Below are 16,147 nucleotides of genomic sequence, written 5' to 3'. Positions count from 1 at the left end.
CCGCGTCCCGCGTCCCCGCCCGCTCACCGCGCCCGCCCCCGCACCCAGGCCGGACCGCTGCGCTGCACCACCTCGAAGGCAGCCTCGACCAGCAGCGCGAAGACGGCGACGACCACGGCGCCCGCCACCACCTGCGGGGTGCTGGCCAGGTTGAAGCCGGCGGTGATGACGCGGCCCAGCCCGCCGCCGCCGACCAGTGCCGCCAGCGTGGCCGTCGCCACCAGCTGCACGGCGGCGATCCGCACCCCCGTCCACACCAGCGGGAAGGCCAGCGGCAGCTCCACCCGCCACACCAGCTGCCAGCCCGTCATCCCCATCCCCCGGGCGCCCTCCACCACGTCCCGGTCCACCCCGCGCATCCCGACGTAGGCGTTGGTCAGCAGGGGCGGCACCGCGAAGAGCACCAGCGCCAGCACGGTGGCCCAGTCCCCGTACCGGCCCAGCGGCGTCAGGAGCAGCAGGACCAGGACGGCGAAGGTGGGCACGGCCCGGCCCACGTTGGCGAGGTTCACGGCGAGCACGCCGCCCCGCCCCAGGTGGCCCAGGACGATCGCCACCGGCAGCGCCACCAGGCAGGACAGCAGCAGGCACACCGCGGTGAGCTGGAGGTGCTCCACCAGCCGGTGCAGCAGGCCGGCCTCCCCCGTCCAGTGCGAGGCGGTGGTCAGCCAGGACCACACCGCGGCCAGGGTGTTCATCCGCGCCCCCGCACGGCGGCCGGCGCCACGGCGGCGGGTGCCGCGGCGGCCGTCGCCAGCCGCACCGCCCGGGCCCGTACCCGCGGCCGGCGCCAGGGCGTCAGCAGCCGCTCGACGCCCAGCAGCACCAGGTCGCAGCCGACGGCGAGCAGGACGCAGAGCACGGAGGCGGTGAGCACCTGCGCCCGGAAGAAGGAGTTCATGCCCGCGTAGATCAGGTTGCCCAGCCCGCCGAAGCCCACGATGGCGCCGACGGTGGCCAGCGCTACGGTCGAGACGGTGGCGATGCGCAGCCCCGCCACGACCGCGGGCACGGCCAGCGGCAGCTCCACCGTCAGCAGTTGCCGCAGCGGCCCGTACCCCATGCCGCGCGCCGCCTCCCGCGTCTCCTCGGGCACCGCCTCCAGACCGGCCAGCACGTTGCGGACCAGCAGCGTCAGGGAGTACAGCGCCAGGCCCACGACGACGAGCGTGGCGGAGAGCCCGTACAGCGGCAGCAGCAGCGAGAACATCGCCAGCGAGGGGATCGTGTAGAGGACGGTGGTGATACCCAGCACCGGGCCCAGTGCCCACCGCCGGTGCCGCGCCAGCAGGGCCAGCGGCACCGCCACCACCGCGCCCAGCGCCACCGAGACGACGGTGAGCTGGAGGTGCTGGAGGAAGGCGTCGAGGAGGATCTGCCGGCGCGAGGACAGGTACGCACCGCAGATCCAGTCGTTGCGCGCCAGGCAGTCGTGCGGGGCACCGCTCATGTCAGCAGTGCACCTCGCCGCGCCCCGCCGTGTCCCGTGGGGTTCCGCTGTTCGGGCTGGATCGCGCCCGGGGGCCGGGGGCCGGCTCCCGGGGCCGGGGCAGCAGAGCCGGCGGCCGGCCCAGCCCCCGCTTCCGCCCACCGGCCTTTTGCACCCGGACCGGTCCGACAGCAGGTACTCGCCGGTGGCGAGGGCGGTCCGCAGGGGGCTGGGCACCGACGCATCCGGCAGATGGTGGCCGGGGAGGGCGGATGCCGGCGACGCTTTTCCCGCACCGCCTCAAGGCTCCGGAGGGCTGTCGTGGACGAAGCACCCCCGGTGCCCGAGGGCGCCCGCCTCCGCAGCGGTCCGCGGGCGGGGGCCGCAGGGGCAGGCCCCCGACCGCCCGCCTCACCCCGTCCGGCGTACCGACAGCGCGAGTGTGTCGTCCGGGTGCAGGATCACCGTGTGCATGTCGGCGGCGATGGCGCCGGGCACGTCCGCTATGGGCCGGGAGAAGTGCGCGCGCCCGGCCTCCACCAGGCGCTTCTCGCCCTCCTTGGGGTCGCGGCGGCTCTCGGTGAGGCCGTCGGTGTACAGCAGCAGCAGGTCGTCCTTGCCCAGGGTGCGGCGCAGCACCCGCTCGCTCCCGGCCAGCGGGAAGCCGACGCCGCGACCGCGGACCTCCAGGTACTCCGACTCGCCGGTGGAGCGCAGCAGCAGCGCCGGCGGGTGGCTGCCGTTGGCCAGCTCCAGGTCGCCGGTGGCCGGGTCGAGCCGGATCAGCATCACGGTCGCCATCAGCTCGGGGTCGAAGGGCAGCAGGATCTCGTCGGCCCGCGCCACGATGGACTCCAGCCGGTGCCCCTCCAGCGCCAGGGTGCGCACCGCGTGCGTCACGTTGAGGGCGCTGCGGGTACTGGTCACCCCGTGGCCGAGGGCGTCGACGACGGTGATGTGCAGCCGGCCGTCGGGCAGCGTGAACCAGTCGTAGAGGTCGCCGCCGGTGGGCGCGTCGGTGCCGGCCGGTGCGTAGTGCACGGCCGTCTCCAGCCCCGCCACCTCGATGGGCGGCGGGCGCAACGCGTCCTCCAGCTCGCGCAGCGTCTTGCCGTGCGCGGTCCGCAGCGCCTCGTCGCGCTCCTCCAGCTGCACGTACATGGCCAGGACACCGCTGTTGGTCTCCGCCAGCTCGTGCTTGAGCAGCCGGTGCTCGGACTCGACGCGGTCGGTGTGGGAGACGAGCGCGAGCATCTCCTCCTCCATGTCCGCCACCTCGTCCTCGGCGGCCGGCCCCGCCGGGCGGCGGCCCGCGGGCACCAGCGGCCCCGCCGGGGGGCCGGCGAGCGGGACGCGCCAGACGACGCCGTCGCCCTGGGAGGCGTCCCCTATCAACGGCAGGTCCTTCGCGGACAGCTCGCGGGGCGGGTCCGGGCGCAGCCGGACGGTCAGCACACCCCAGGGCCGCTCCCGGCGCGCCTCCTGCGTCGCACCCTCGGCGGCGACCGCGGCCGCGGCGTCCACGGCCGGGCCGCGGGCCGGGTCGCGCTCGTGGGAGCTGGAGAGGGTGACGGCGTGCCCGGCCGCCATGGTGAGGCGTGCCACCTTCACCACCGACAGCACCAGCCGGGCCCGGGTCTCCGCGTCGAGCCCGTAGCCGCGGGCGAGGGCCCGCACCCGGCGCCGCAGCGGGGCGAGGGCGGTGAAACCGGCGGTGTGCGCGGTGGTGGCGGCAGGATCACCGGCCGCGCCGGGGCTCCTGGAGGGTTCGTTCACAGCGGTCATGAGGGGTTCTCCGGACCGCGCAGGGCGAGCGCGGTCGCGTCGTCGCGGCCCAGTCCGTGGCCGTGGGCGAGGGCCGCCGCGAAGAGTACCGGCGGCAGCCGCAGCAGGAAGGGGGAGAGCGCCTGGGTGTCGCGCGACCAGCGGTCCTCGATGCCGTCGGAGTGCAGGACCGCGGTCTCGCCCGGGGCGAGGGTGAAGGTGCGCACCACGGGCCGGGGCATGTTCCACCCGACCACGCCGGGCTGGTTGATCAGGCGCTGGCGTATGCCGTCCGGCGAGAGCAGCAGCGCGCGGGTGTTGCCCGTCGCGCAGTAGGAGCCCCGGCCGTCGGCCCGCACCCGCAGCACGCCGATCGCCGCGCCCCGGGTGCGGCGGACCGCGCGGTTCATGGCGGCGAACAGCTCGGGCAGCGGGCGCTCCGGGCCGGCGTGGAAGGCGCGGACCGCGGCCCGGGCGGCGTCCGCGGCGTCCGAGCCGTGCCCCAGACCGTCGACGACGAGCGCGGTGCGGACCGGGCCGGAGGCCGCCGGGCCGGAGGCGCCCGGGCCCGGCCCGGTGCTGCCGTCCGGGGCCCGCCGCGACCCGCCGTCCTGGTCGTCCGCCGGTTCGTCGAAGACCGCGAAGGCGTCCCCGCACGCCTCCTCGCCCTGGGCCGGCAGGCAGACCCCGCCCACGCTCTGGCCGGCCGGCACGGGCCCCTCCGGCGCCGTGAGCCGGGCGGCGATCAGCGTGCCGCCCGCCCGGGTGCGCAGGGTGAAGTCGGAGGCCAGCCGCTTGACCGCGCCCAGGCCCGCGCCGAGCGTCCCGGTGGTGGTGAAGCCGTCGCGCAGCGCCTCCTCCAGGTCGGCGATGCCCGGCCCGCGGTCGACTGCGAGGATCTCCACACCGCCGCCGAGCGGCAGCGGCTGGATGTAGACGGTGCCGTCGCTGGCGTGCTTGGCGAGGTTGCTGGCCAGCTCGGAGGCGAGCACCGCCGCACGGTCCGGCAGCGCACCGGTCAGCCCGCACTCGACGGCCACCTCGCGCGCGGTCGAGGCGGCGAGGTGGACGGCGCTGTAGTGGTCCACCCGCACCCGGGCGGTGGGCCGCACCGGGGCGGATGGACGCGGGGCGTCAGAGGTCACGGACTGGTCCATCGGGTCACCGAGACCGTCGTTCCCTCGGGGGAGGAGTCCACGTCGAAATCATCCATCAACCGCTGCGCTCCGCCCAAACCGTGGCCGAGCCCGGCGCCCGTGGTGTAGCCGTCGCGCATCGCCTCGTCCAGGTCGGCGATGCCGGGGCCGTCGTCGCGCACGGTCAGCCGCAGGCCCTGCCGGCCGGGTCGGCGCAGCCGCTCGATGACCAGCACCCCGCCGCCGCCGTGGATGTAGGCGTTGCGGGCCAGTTCGCTGGCGGCGGTCACCACCCGCGTCTGGTCCACCAGGCCGAACCCGGTCTCCACGCTCGCCGAGCGGACGGCGTGCCGGACGACCAGCAGGTCCTCCTCGGTGCGGACCGGGTAGCTCTCCCCACCGGAGGGACGCCCCTCCCGGGCGGGGGCAGCGGCCTCGCCGTCCCGGCTGCCGTCGGCGTGCCTCGCCACCGGCCACCCGCCCGACGCGCCGTCCGGGTGGGCCGAGCGTCGCGCCGCGCCGTCTCCCCGGGCGCCGGAGGGCCGGCTTCCGGTGTCCCCGGCCGTCAGGCGTCCGCCGCGGCCGGTGCTGCCGGAGCTGGGGAAGTGGTCACTGGAGAGTGTCATCCGACGCCCCCTCGGCCGGTTGGGCGGCCCGCTGCCAGCCCAGAGCCGACAGCCCCTGCTCGGCGTTGAGAGCGGTCTCCACGCCGGTCATGTGGATGCCCAGCTCCACCAGGGTGATGGCGACCGGCGGGCGCATACCCGCCACGATGACGCGCGCGCCCAGCAGCCGGGCCACGGTCGTCAGCTCCATCAACGTCCGCGCCACGAAGGAGTCGATGAGCTCCAGCCGGGAGATGTCGATCAGCACCCCCCGCGCACGGTCGGTGGTGATGCGCTCGGTCAGCTCCTCGGTGAAGGCGAGGGCGGTGCGGTCGTCCAGCTCGTTGAGGAGGCCGGTCACCAGCACGTCGCCCAGCCGCAGGATGGGGACGCCCCCCGAAGCGGGCCCGCTCACCGGCCCACCTGGCTCATCTGCGCGCCCGTGGTGCCCTGGCGCGAACCGTCGATGAGTCCCATGGCGGTGGAGAGCGCGTCGGAGAGCGTGGCACGCGTGAGGATGGCGGACAGGTCGATGCCGAGCTGGGCGATGGTCTGCGCGATCTGTGGACGGATGCCGCTGATCACACAGTCGGCGCCCATCAGCCGCACCGCGTTGACGGTGTGCATCAGGTGCTGGGCCACGGCGGTGTCCACCGTCGGCACGCCCGTGATGTCGATGATGGTGACGACCGCCTCGCTCTCCTGGATGGCCTGGAGCAGGTTCTCCATGACCACCTGGGTGCGGGCGGTGTCCAGCGTCCCGATGAGCGGCACCCCGAGGACCTTGTCCCACAGCCGCACCACCGGCGTGGAGACCTCCAGGAGCTGCCTGCTCTGCCGGCGGATGATCTCCTCGCGGCCCTCGACGTAGGTCTCGAAGGAGAGCGCGCCCGCCGCGTCCAGGAGCCGGTTGACGGTCAGTGCTATGGCCAGCAGGTCCTCACCCGGCTCGGAGTGCTTGCGCAGGCAGTCCACGAGGGCTTCCTTGAGCGCGAGCACGGCCAGCGAGGTGGAGGTCGGTGAGGCGCCCGCCCGGGCCCGGCGCATCGACAGCTCCACGACCGCCCGGTTGAGCTCGGGGAAATCCGCCACCAGACGGGACACCGGGGTGGAGCTCTCCACGGCGGCCTGGAGCGCGGCGAGCAGATCGTCGGCCTCCTGCCGCAGCTCGCCCTCGGCCACCCCCTCGTCGACCGACGCCTGTTCCCACTGCAGCTGCACCCAGCGGTCGGCGATCTCCTCGTCGTAGGTGCGCAGCGCCTGCACCAGGCGCTCCCGTACCGCGGCCTCGCTGGAACTCACCAGAATCCCTCCACACAGGCCGTCCGCCCCAGTGGGACGACGGCTCCCTTGACCGGTCCACGACCGATGCCGAGTTGAAATACTCGCCGTTGCGGCCGACAGTTGTCGAGCGACAAACTTAGCTCGCAAGCGCCACCTGCGTACCCCGCGTGGGGTGATCTAGGCGGACCTGGCCGTCCGGCTGCGAGAAACCTCACGCCCAAGGGGCAACAGACCTTCGGAGGCCCGCTGGAAACCCGAAAGCCCGTCCGCGAGCGCTGCGCGCTGCTCGTCCGACATGTCGGCGAGCGCCGCCACCAGCGCCTCCTCGCGCCGTTCTCTCAACTCTGCCAGATAGGCGCGACCCCCCGCGGTGAGGCGGAGCGCGATCTCACGGCGGCTGAGCGGACTGTGCTCCCGTCTCACAAAACCGACGGCCTCAAGCCGATCGCACAACCTGCTCACGGAGGACGGCCCGGCACCCAGAACGTCGCCCAGACTGCGCAGATTGATACCTTCCTCACGCTCCACGACGTACATCACGCGTAGTTGCGAAGTGGACACCGGTGCGGAGGAGGTGGCGTCACGGCCCCGCTCCCACAGGACCTCCAGCAGCTCGATGACCTCCGACGCCGCCCGCGCCGCGGCTTGTGACGGCCGAGGGGTGGAGGGGGAGGTGTTCATGTCCACAACTGTGGCATCCGACGTGCCCCTTGTCAGCCGTACCACCGGGCACTCCACCGCCCCGACACGCTTTCCCCCCGCCTCCCCCGGCCCCCCGGCCGCCCGACCCGGTCCCCGCTCCCGCCAGCCCGGAGCGAGGGCCGACCCCGACCCCGACCCCGGCCCCCACCGCCGGGCCACACCAGAAGAGAGCACCCCAGACGTGGACAGACCCGCGGCCGTCTCCCGCGCCCTGCGCGCCGCAGCCCCGCACGCCCTCCCCGGTGTCCTGACGGCCGAACTCACCCGGCTCTACGGTGCCCTCGGCGTCCAGCTGCTGGTGGCCGACTACAGCCTGACCCTGCTCCAGCCGGTCGCCGTGCTGCCGCACACCGAACACCCCCGCTCCGCCCTCACCGGCGCAGCGGGCCGGGCCTTCAGTGGACAGCAGCCGCACGGCGAGCCGGGCCCCGGGCCGGACACCACCCGTCTCCACCTGCCGGTGACCGTCCGCGGCGACCGCATCGGCGTCCTCGCCGTCGACCTGCCGGCCGCCGACCTCCCGCAGCCGAAGGGCGAGGAGGAACCCCTGCCCCCGGCACCCGCGGGGACCCGCGAGACCTTCGCCACACCCACGGACCGGACCTGCCCCACACCCGCGGACGAGACCCGCACCACACCCGCGGACGAGACTCGCGCCACACCCACGGACGAGACCTGCGCCACACCCGGGGACCCCACGGTGGCCCCCACCGCCCGGGTCGCCGAACTCGCCCAGATCGCCGAGATCCTCGCCCACCAGATCGTCGTCGCCGACCGGGACACCGACCTCTTCCTCCAGGCCCGCCGCGCCGCCCGGCTGACCCTGGCCGCCGAGATCCAGTGGCAGCTGCTGCCGGCCCGCTCCTGCGCCCGCCCCGAGTACACCCTCGGCGCCCAGCTGCAACCGGCCTACGCCGTCCACGGCGACAACTTCGACTGGTCCACCTCCGCCGACCACCTCACGCTGGTCGCCACCAACGGCATGGGCTCGGGCATCGACGCGGCCCTGCTGACCTCGCTCGGCGTCCACGCCCTGCGCAACGCCCGCCGCGCCGGCCTCGACCTCGTCGGGCAGGCCACCCTCGCCGACCAGGCGCTCTACGGCCAGCACCGCGGCGAGTGCCACCTGGCGGCCCTGCTGATCCGCTTCGACCTGGCCACCGGGCACGCCGAGGTGGTGGACGCCGGCTCCCCCCGCCTGTGGCTGCTGCGCGAGGGCACCGTCGACCTCGTCCCCTTCCAGGCCCAACTGCCGCTGGGCATGTTCGAGGACACCGTCTACACCACCGAGCGCTTCCAGGCCCTGCCCGGCGACCGGCTGCTCTTCGTCAGCGACGGGGTCTACGACGTGCCCTCCAAGACGGGCGAGCGCTACGGCGAACGCGCCCTGGCCCGGGCCCTGCACACCACCCGGCTGCTGCCCGCCGCCCAGGTCCCCCGGGCCGTCCTGGAGGAGGTGGGCGGCCACCGGGGTCACGAGGACGCCGAGGACGACGCCCTCGTCATCTGCCTGGACTGGTACGGACGCCCCCCGACCGCGTCCACCGGTGCCACCAGTGAACCCGCCGCGGATGGACGGCCCGGCCCAGCCGGCGCCCCAGCAACAGGTAGCCCAGGAACGCGCCCAGGGAGTTGAGGATCACGTCGTCCACGTCGAAGGCCCGCCCCTCCACCAGCGTCCCCTGCGCCAGCTCCACGGCGAGCATCACCACCGCGGTGACGAGCGTGACCCGGACCAGGCCCCGGGCCTTCGGCAGCAGCACCGGCAGCAGCACCCCGAACGGCATGCCCAACACGATGTTGCCGCCCAGCTGTTTGACGGTGTCGCGGAAGGCGGGTTGGTCGAGGTAGGCACGGATCGACGAGCCCGGATGCAGGTTGGTGTGCGCCAACGACCGGGAGGCCATGGACGGCACCAGCGTCAGCTTGGCCAGCACCACGGCGAACCCCACCATCGCGGCGAAGGCACAGAGCATCAGCAGCACCCGGAAGGCCAGGGAGGACGGCCGGGCAGGGCGACGAGCGGCGGCCGGCGGGGCGGTCCCGTCCTGCGCGCCGATCACCTCCGCCCGACGAGCCCGCGACCCCTTCCGCCATCCCGCACCGGCACCAGCACCGGCCGAACCCCGTCCCCACCGCCACCAGGTGCGGCGGTCCTTCCCGGCCACGCCCGGCTTCCCGCCGCCGGTCCCTCGCGCGGGACGAGCGGTCGGGGTCCGCCGCGCTCCACCCTTCGTCGGACTGCCCCGCCCGCCGGACCCGCCCAGCGCCTCGGGCAGCCGTTCCCGCCACCCGCCCGAGCCGCCGCCCGACTTCGCCGTCCCGCGCCCGGCACCCGGCCTCCTGCCGCGCGCGGTCAACCGTGCTCCGTCTGCCATCGCCGCCACCTCTGCATCCGCCCTGCCCCAGCGACCGCCGACCGACCGGCGTCCCGCCGACACCGCCGACTCCGGTGCGTCGTGCGGTGGTTGACGCCCGGATACCCCCGGGTCGGCCCGCCATGCCGGGACCCCCGAGACCCCGCCCGGGCCCGGGAAACGGGCCGGTAAACGGAAACGCGCAGCAAGATAACCTCGGGTCGCCCGTGACATTCGGCGGGCCCCGCACAGGGATTGACGCACCGGATGGCGGGCGCATTTCTCCCGGTATTTCCGCCTCCCGCCTGCCGCCCTGGCCGAAACGGCGCGGACCGCTACTCTTACGGGACCGCCCTGGTCAGGGACATATCTGCGGTTACGGACAAACGTCGCACTCAGCACACCATAAGAAAGGTTCGCCGATGGGCATTCGAAGTCTGCTCCGCAACGCATTCGGTCGCTCGAAGGCCAACCGTGACGAACCGGCCAAGCCGTCGGCCGCTACGGAGGATTCGGCCGGAGAGAGCACCGATTCCACCGTCGACGCCTCCTCCGGCACGGCGATCATTCCGGAGGCCCGCGAGGAGTCCGTTCCCCAGAACGATCCCGCCCTGCCCGCCGCACGCACCGCACCGTCCGAGGCCACCGCCGACGTCACCGCCGAGGCCGCCCCGCACCGCGAGGCGGATGCCGAGGGCACCACGGCCACCGCCCCGAGACCGGCCTCAGGGGGCACCGGCGCGTCCGGCGCCGCCCCCGAGGACACCGCCTCGGCCACTCCGGAGCACCCCACGGCGACCGAACCCTCGGTCCCCGCCCAGAGCCCGCCCCGGGACACCGCCGCCGGCCGCGGCTCCTCCGCGGCGGACGCTTCCTCGGAGGACGCCAGCGACCTGGTGCGAAAGGCGTTCGACAGCGCCCGCTCCGCGGACCCGGCAGCGAGCGCACGCGTGGCCACGGCCGAGGCCAAGGACGAGCGCCGCGCGGACACGGCGGACGGCGGCCAGGCGGAGACGGAGGCCGAGGCCAGCGCCGGGGCCGAGGAGGAAGGCAAGGCGGAGGCCGAGGCCACGGAGGGCGGCAAGGCGGAGGCCGAGGCACCCGGCACCGAGGAGACCTCCGCCCGCGAGGCCGAGCCGGCCGCCCCGGCTGAGGCAGCCGCCCCGGTGACCGCCCCCGCCCCGGAGGCCGACCTCGCTCCTGCGCCTGCCGCAGCCCCGGCCGCCGCAGCCGTCCCCTCCCCGCGGGCCGCCGCGGCCCGCACCACCGCCCTCAAGAAGCGGGCGCCGGGCCTGGTGAGCCTCTACAAGGCGGCCGGGACCTCGCTGAAGAAGCACGGCCTGGCCGGTGAGCGCGCCGCCGTCTACCTCGTGCTGGACCGTTCCGGCTCGATGCGCGGCTACTACCGGGACGGCACCGTCCAGCACCTCGCCGAACAGGCCCTGGGCCTCTCCGCGAACTTCGACGACGACGGCACCGTCCCCGTCGTCTTCTTCTCCACCGAGGTCGACGGCACCGCCGAGCTCGACGTGACCTCCTACGAGGGCCGCATCGAGGAACTCCACGCCGGACTCGGGCACATGGGCCGCACCAACTACCACGCAGCCGTCACCGCCGTCATCGAGCACTACCAGGCGTCCGGCAGCACCGCCCCCGCCTTCGTCGTCTTCCAGACCGACGGCGCTCCCACCTCGCGGGCGGAGGCGGAGAAGGCGATCTGCGAGGCCGCCGCCCTCCCGATCTACTGGCAGTTCGTCGGCTTCGGCGACCCGGAGTCCAAGGCCTTCGACTTCCTCCGCAAGCTCGACGGCCTCACCGTCCCCGACCGGCGCAAGGTGGCCAACACCGGCTTCCTGCACGCCGGCAAGGACCCCCGTGCGATCACCGACACCAAGCTCTACTCGCAGCTCGTCGCCGGCTTCCCGCAGTGGCTCGCCGACGCGCGGGCGGCAGGCGTGGTGAAGGACGCCTGACCTGCGCGAGACGGTCCCACCGGGGCCGCGCTCTCTCGAACCGGGCCCTCTCGTCGCGCGACGAGGGGGCCCGGTTCGTTGCGGGGAGGCTCACCGCAGAGGGCAGGCGTAGTCGGGGCGTCGTTGGTGGGGGCAGGCGATCAGGTTGAGGGACAGGAACCGCTGTCCGCTCACCCACCACCCGCCGACCACGTCCTCCCCGGCCAGCAGACGTCGCACGACCTCGCCGGGGTCGGCGACCGGAGCGTAGGTGCCGGTGAACGCCCCGCGGTGCTCGGCCAGCCGGTCGGCCCACCACCCGGCCGCCTCCTTGGGCTCCTGGAAGGTCCCCTTGACGACTCCGGCCGGCTTGAGCAGCCAGTCGGCACACTCCAGCGGCATCACGGCGGCGGACCGGAAGTCGGGGCTGCCCGGTCGGCGGTGGGCGTCGCCGGGCCTGATCAGGGTCTGGCCGTCGCCCAGCCAGGTGTACGCGTGGTGGTGCAGGGTCACAGGTCTCCTCCGGGTCACCGGTATCCGCCGGTCGGCAGGCGACCCCGCCGCCGGACGGGGCCGCCTGGTTCAACGAGGGTCGGTACGGGGCTGTGGGTCAGGAACGGCCGCAGCCGTCACCCTCGTCACAACCTCCGGCGGTCTCGCCCCCGTTGTCGCCCCCTCCGTCGTCGTCCTCGTCCGGGAAGACGGCCAGGTTGACCGCCCGCAACAGGTCACGCATCGTGGACCTCCTGTGTCGTGCCGGTCCGGCTTGTCCGGACCGGCTGGTGCAGTGCTCCGGGTCCCGCTGGGGACCCGACCCGTCCGGCCGGGAGTCTTGGCAGGCACCGGCCGGGCGGGGGTCTGGGGGTACTGGTGGTACTGGGCGTGGGCGCTCAGCCGCAGGCGATGCCCACGGCGAGCAGGGCGGCCGCAACGGCGAGAACCGTGAGGTACATGGCCGCCGCCTCCCTACGCGGACGCATCGGCGTCCAGTTGCGCCAACAGCCACTCGCAGCCCCGTGCAAGCTGCTGCGCGCCCGAGTAGGCGGCGCCCGCGCTCGGGGCGATCGGCCGGGCGTGCAGCGCGGTGAGGCGTTGGAGGTGGATCTCCATTCGGCTGCGGTCGAACGAACCGCGCGGCATCTTCTCGGCGAGGCCGCGTCCCTCGTCGAGGAGTACGGCCAGGTGGCCGCGGAGGGCCAGGTGGAGGAGGGCGACCTCGTCGTGGACGAGGCGGGCACGGCTTTTGGCGCGCACGGCGGCGATGGTGGCGTGGATCGTTTCGACGTCCACGAGGAGCGGCCTCGTACGGTCCGGGCCCATCACAGTGGACTTGTCCAGGGGAGTTTCGTGACTCACACCATCAGGGTGGCCAAGGACCAAGGCCTCAACTGGCAAGAGCGACTGCCAGTTGAGGCCCTGGATGCACTCAGGGTCACATTCCCAACCACTGGGCGTACGCCGAGAAGCTGTCCGGCACCGATCGGTAGTGCGAGGTGAGGTCCTCCATGGTCTGTCGCACGACCGGGCTGTACCGGATCTGTTGGGGCGCCACCGAGCGCGCGAGTCTCAGTGTCCGGTAGGCGTCCTCAGGCTTGCCGGACCACAACTGGGCTCGTGCCACCTCTGCGTGGTGGTGGCCGATCCGGGAAGCGGGAAGGGTGTCCAGGGCCGCCGCGCGCGAAGCCTCGACGGCTTCGGGGTACCGGCCCATTTCGACAAGTGCCGCAACCCTGTGCAGCGTGACGTTCGCCGGGCCGAAGCTCACCCACAGGGTGCGTTCCGCCGGTCCGGTGCGGGCGGCGATCCGGTCGGCCTCGCCCAGATGCCCCGCCATGCCGTCGGAGTCCCCGTCCCGCGCTGCGAGAATCGCGGCTCCCAGGTGGAGCTGTCCGGTCACGACGTCCCGCGGGCGCCCTGCTTCAGCCTGCTCGACCGTCCGCAGCCCCACGGTCACGAGGCGCTGTCCCGTCTCGTACTGGGCGGCCCGGAGGTAGGCCAGCCCACGGAGGTACTGGCGCAGCGTCCCGAGGACGGCGTCCGAGGCCCGTTCCGCCGCCCATGCGAGTCGGTCGAGTGCGACGCTGGCGAGATCGACATAGCCCAGCTTCGTCGCCACGTCGTACGCCGACCTGTACAGGCTCGCCAGCGTGCGCCACATGGCGTCCGAGGGATCGAGGTGGGCAGCGGTCGTCGCCTCGTACACCAGTCCCGGCAGCACGGCGGCGGCCTGCTTGATGTTGGTGTCACGGACCGTGGCGCACAGCTGGTCGGCCGCGGCGGCGATCGCGGCCTGGCCGCGCGGCGACACCCCGGGCTCAGGCCCGAGGTCGTAGACGTCCAGCGACTCACGGATCGGTTGGATGAGCGCGTCGAACTGATCGGTACGCAGCTCGTCGAGGTATGGCTGCCCGGTGATGTCGGTGACCGGTACGGAGAGGGCGCGGGCGACGGCGCCGACGAAGGCCGGGGTCGCCGGGGCGGTGCCCTGCTCGACCTTGGACACGAGGGAGACGGACACGTGTGCTCGGTCGGCGAGACCCTGCTGCGTGAGGTGGCGCAGGGTGCGCAGCCGCTTGACTCGCGCGCCGGTGTGTTCGGGCGTAACGGGAGGCATACTGTGCTCCGTTCTGACTCGACACCAGAACGGTACCGCCCAGCCCGGGACCGCGCCCACGGCAGAAGGCCCTCGGCACCACGGTGGTCGACGGCCCTGACGACCGACACAGCGCCGGCCGTTCGTACGCCGGCCGACCGGGACCGTGCCGTCCGCGCACTGGGGTGCGGAGCCCGTCCGAGACGTCCTGCAACCTGAGGAGCGCCCCGTGCCCACGATCGCCGTGACCGGCCACATGGATCTGAGCCCCGACACCGTGCCCCTGGTGAGGAAGGCCCTCAGCGCGCTGCTGGTGGACCACCGCGACGGCGAGTTGGTCGGGGTGACCTGTCTCGCCCGGGGATCGGACACCCTGTTCGCGGAGGCGGTCGTCGAGGCGGGTGGGCGGCTGGTGGTGGTGCTGCCGTCCGCCGACTACCGGGAGGCGAAGGTGAAGCCCGACCACGCGCCGGTCTTCGACCGGCTGGCCGGTCTCGCCGAGGTCGTCGTGATGCCGCACGAGACCGCCGACCGCGCGGCCTACGCAGCGGCCAACGCCGAACTGCTGGCTCGGGCGGACCGGCTGGTGGCCGTCTGGGACGGCGTGCCGCCCTCGGGCAGGGGCGGCGGGACAGCGGACACCGTCCAGTTGGCGCAGGAGTCCGGGTTGCCCGTGGACGTGGTCTGGCCGGCGGGAGCCGCCCGCGGGTGACCGCTGCCGCCCGCGGGTGACCGCTGCCGCCCGCGGGTGAGCCCGTCCCGACGAGCCGGGCGTCTTCCTGCCGGTTCACCGACGGGCGCGCTCCGTCGGGAACCAGGACAGACCGTGCGCACAGGTGGTGTGGGGTGGCCGCCGAGGTGGGACGGCCGCTCGCGCAGGCGCGGTAGGCGCCGCGGCGAGGGTGTCCCGTCAGGCCCCGGGGCGGGGGCAGCCGGTCCGCTCGCGGCGCGAGGCGCACGGCCACTGCGTGGAGTGCGCCTCAGGCTGAGGCGTGACGAAGGTCGGGGACCGGTGACCGTTCGGTGCGGACTCGGTCTACGCGTTCGCGGCTTCGTGAGTGGCGATCCGGTTCGTGCGACTGACCGCGCGGCCCACCGCGTTGCGCACCGCGAGGCCCGGCCGGGTGCGGGGCACCAGGAGCCTGGAGAGCACACCGACGCGTCGCTGCCGCGGGCCTACCTCACGGCGGAGCCGCGACTCGTAGGCGGCGAAGGCGCGGGTGTGGTCCCCGGGTTGGGCGGCGAGCTCTTCCGCGAGGGCGTACGCGCCCGCCATCGCCATGCTGGACCCGTCACCCAGCAGAGCCGTCGCCGCCGCCGCGTCCCCGAGCAGTACGACCCGTCCGCGGGACCACGAAGGCACCCGGACCGTGGTCAGGGGGTCGAAGAACGGAGCCGGGTGGGCGAGGAACGCCGCCACGAGTTCCGGTGCCCGCCACCGCACGTCGGCGTAGGCGTCGGCCACGGTCTGCTTGTGAAGGGCGAGGTTCTTTCGGTCGTAGGGCGCCGGCTGTGCGGCCCGGAAGGTGAAGATCGCGAGCGGGGTGGTCCGCGAGGGGTGGACGACCAGCATCCGGTTCGGCACAGTCAGCATCGTCATCTCGCTCGGGTCCTCGACGGCGTCGGGGCCCAGCGGCACGGTCGCGCCGTACAGGCCCAGGTCGCTCGCGAACTGCCGCTCGGGGCCGAATACCAGGCGCCGCACGGTGGAGTGCATCCCGTCGGCACCGACCACCAGGTCGAAGCGCCGCGGTGCGGACCGTCGGAAGGTGACGTCGACCCCGCCTCCGTCCTGGTCGAGAGCGGTGACCGTGTCGTCGAACAGGAATTCGGCCTCGGTCTGCGCGGACCGGTGGAGCACTTCGGACAGGTCGGCCCGGGTCACCTCGACCGTCGGTGCCTCGTCCGAGGTGAGCGGGAGTCGCAGGATTCGCCTGCCGTCGGGGTCGAGCAGGGACAGTGACCGATTGCGGGTGGCGAGCTCGCGGAGCTGCGGGAGGACGCCCATGCGGTCGGCGACCGGTACCGCGGGCCCCTTGACGACGATCGCGCTGCCACCGGAGCGCAGCTGCCGGGCATGTTCGACGACCGTCGGCCGGTAGCCGTTTCGGGAGAGCCAGTACGCGAGTGCGGGCCCTGCGATCCCGGCACCGACTATCAGCACCTCGGGCTTCTTCATGACGATGACCTCTCGGAACGTTGATGACCAGGTCCCCGGTGGGTGTTCGGGGCGGGTCTCAGGGCGGCGGCACGGGCAGCGCAGCCACCTAAGGTACGAAGAACTTCGTACCTTAGGGGAGCATACGCTTCAGGTACGATGCAAGT

16 protein-coding genes and 1 pseudogene are annotated in these 16,147 nt (G+C 73.9%); 3 read left to right on the top strand and 14 right to left on the bottom strand.

Annotated elements, in window-relative coordinates; genetic code table 11:
• Nucleotides 1-23: 23 nt before the first annotated feature.
• The 8 genes from ACFV3R_RS02300 to ACFV3R_RS02265 all read right to left on the bottom strand — a co-directional run bounded on the left by ACFV3R_RS02300 (nucleotide 24) and on the right by ACFV3R_RS02265 (nucleotide 6,899).
• The gene (locus ACFV3R_RS02300; protein ID WP_385573871.1) at nucleotides 24-698 is read right to left on the bottom strand and encodes an ABC transporter permease; all 675 of its coding nucleotides are present in this window, start codon (nucleotides 696-698) and stop codon (nucleotides 24-26) included.
• Complete coding sequence (locus tag ACFV3R_RS02295) at nucleotides 695-1,450, bottom strand: ABC transporter permease (protein ID WP_385573868.1); 756 nt, start codon at nucleotides 1,448-1,450, stop codon at nucleotides 695-697. Before ACFV3R_RS02295 ends, ACFV3R_RS02300 begins: the two co-directional genes overlap by 4 nt.
• A 390-nt stretch (nucleotides 1,451-1,840) precedes the next feature.
• The gene (locus ACFV3R_RS02290) at nucleotides 1,841-3,214 is read right to left on the bottom strand and encodes a PP2C family protein-serine/threonine phosphatase (protein WP_385573865.1); all 1,374 of its coding nucleotides are present in this window, start codon (nucleotides 3,212-3,214) and stop codon (nucleotides 1,841-1,843) included.
• A complete protein-coding gene (locus tag ACFV3R_RS02285) occupies nucleotides 3,211-4,338 on the bottom strand; it encodes a SpoIIE family protein phosphatase (protein ID WP_385573863.1) in 1,128 nt (375 codons plus the stop codon). Before ACFV3R_RS02285 ends, ACFV3R_RS02290 begins: the two co-directional genes overlap by 4 nt.
• Nucleotides 4,335-4,955 (bottom strand): ATP-binding protein, encoded by a 621-nt coding sequence (locus tag ACFV3R_RS02280; RefSeq protein WP_385573860.1) that lies wholly within the window; start codon nucleotides 4,953-4,955, stop codon nucleotides 4,335-4,337. The genes ACFV3R_RS02285 and ACFV3R_RS02280 overlap by 4 nt, the downstream gene beginning before the upstream one ends.
• Nucleotides 4,939-5,349 carry an STAS domain-containing protein gene (locus tag ACFV3R_RS02275; protein WP_385573857.1) on the bottom strand — a complete coding sequence of 137 codons (411 nt, stop codon included), beginning with the start codon at nucleotides 5,347-5,349 and terminating at the stop codon, nucleotides 4,939-4,941. The genes ACFV3R_RS02280 and ACFV3R_RS02275 overlap by 17 nt, the downstream gene beginning before the upstream one ends.
• Nucleotides 5,346-6,236, bottom strand: a complete 891-nt coding sequence (locus tag ACFV3R_RS02270) for an STAS domain-containing protein (RefSeq protein ID WP_385573855.1) — start codon at nucleotides 6,234-6,236, stop codon at nucleotides 5,346-5,348. Before ACFV3R_RS02270 ends, ACFV3R_RS02275 begins: the two co-directional genes overlap by 4 nt.
• 159 nt (nucleotides 6,237-6,395) lie before the next feature.
• Nucleotides 6,396-6,899: a MarR family winged helix-turn-helix transcriptional regulator gene (locus tag ACFV3R_RS02265; protein WP_385573851.1), complete on the bottom strand. Its 504-nt coding sequence runs from the start codon at nucleotides 6,897-6,899 to the stop codon at nucleotides 6,396-6,398.
• Nucleotides 6,900-7,101: 202 nt separating this feature from the next.
• On the opposite strand from ACFV3R_RS02265, the gene ACFV3R_RS02260 reads away from it, so the two are divergent.
• Nucleotides 7,102-8,556 carry a PP2C family protein-serine/threonine phosphatase gene (locus ACFV3R_RS02260; RefSeq protein WP_385573848.1) on the top strand — a complete coding sequence of 485 codons (1,455 nt, stop codon included), beginning with the start codon at nucleotides 7,102-7,104 and terminating at the stop codon, nucleotides 8,554-8,556.
• A gap of 22 nt (nucleotides 8,557-8,578) precedes the next feature.
• On the opposite strand, the pseudogene ACFV3R_RS02255 reads toward ACFV3R_RS02260, so the two are convergent.
• A pseudogene (locus ACFV3R_RS02255) lies at nucleotides 8,579-8,827 on the bottom strand (VanZ family protein); the annotation flags it as partial.
• Between the two features lie 872 nt (nucleotides 8,828-9,699).
• Here ACFV3R_RS02255 and ACFV3R_RS02250 point away from each other — a divergent pair.
• On the top strand, nucleotides 9,700-11,250 hold the full coding sequence (locus ACFV3R_RS02250; RefSeq protein ID WP_385573845.1) for a VWA domain-containing protein: 1,551 nt from the start codon (nucleotides 9,700-9,702) through the stop codon (nucleotides 11,248-11,250).
• Nucleotides 11,251-11,340: 90 nt separating this feature from the next.
• Here the strand turns inward: ACFV3R_RS02250 and ACFV3R_RS02245 are convergent, their stop codons facing one another.
• The 4 genes from ACFV3R_RS02245 to ACFV3R_RS02230 form a co-directional block, all read right to left on the bottom strand.
• A complete protein-coding gene (locus ACFV3R_RS02245) occupies nucleotides 11,341-11,742 on the bottom strand; it encodes a hypothetical protein (RefSeq protein WP_385573841.1) in 402 nt (133 codons plus the stop codon).
• A 97-nt stretch (nucleotides 11,743-11,839) separates the two neighbouring features.
• On the bottom strand, nucleotides 11,840-11,965 hold the full coding sequence (locus ACFV3R_RS02240) for a hypothetical protein (RefSeq protein WP_385573838.1): 126 nt from the start codon (nucleotides 11,963-11,965) through the stop codon (nucleotides 11,840-11,842).
• Between the two features lie 230 nt (nucleotides 11,966-12,195).
• The gene (locus tag ACFV3R_RS02235; RefSeq protein ID WP_385573833.1) at nucleotides 12,196-12,585 is read right to left on the bottom strand and encodes a DUF6415 family natural product biosynthesis protein; all 390 of its coding nucleotides are present in this window, start codon (nucleotides 12,583-12,585) and stop codon (nucleotides 12,196-12,198) included.
• A 76-nt stretch (nucleotides 12,586-12,661) separates the two neighbouring features.
• A complete protein-coding gene (locus tag ACFV3R_RS02230) occupies nucleotides 12,662-13,843 on the bottom strand; it encodes a helix-turn-helix domain-containing protein (RefSeq protein ID WP_385573828.1) in 1,182 nt (393 codons plus the stop codon).
• A 208-nt stretch (nucleotides 13,844-14,051) separates the two neighbouring features.
• Here ACFV3R_RS02230 and ACFV3R_RS02225 point away from each other — a divergent pair, with 208 nt between their 5' ends.
• Nucleotides 14,052-14,534, top strand: coding sequence for a hypothetical protein (locus ACFV3R_RS02225; RefSeq protein WP_385573823.1), 483 nt, complete (start codon nucleotides 14,052-14,054; stop codon nucleotides 14,532-14,534).
• Nucleotides 14,535-14,858: 324 nt separating this feature from the next.
• Here the strand turns inward: ACFV3R_RS02225 and ACFV3R_RS02220 are convergent, their stop codons facing one another.
• Nucleotides 14,859-16,001: an FAD-dependent monooxygenase gene (locus tag ACFV3R_RS02220; protein WP_385573819.1), complete on the bottom strand. Its 1,143-nt coding sequence runs from the start codon at nucleotides 15,999-16,001 to the stop codon at nucleotides 14,859-14,861.
• Between the last annotated feature and the right edge of the window lie 146 nt (nucleotides 16,002-16,147).

Origin of the sequence: Streptomyces sp. NPDC059740 (assembly GCF_042733155.1) — a bacterium.
Lineage (GTDB): Bacteria > Actinomycetota > Actinomycetes > Streptomycetales > Streptomycetaceae > Streptomyces.
The sequence above is the reverse complement of the archived record's forward strand: the minus strand, read 5'-3'. Positions and strand labels throughout refer to the sequence as shown.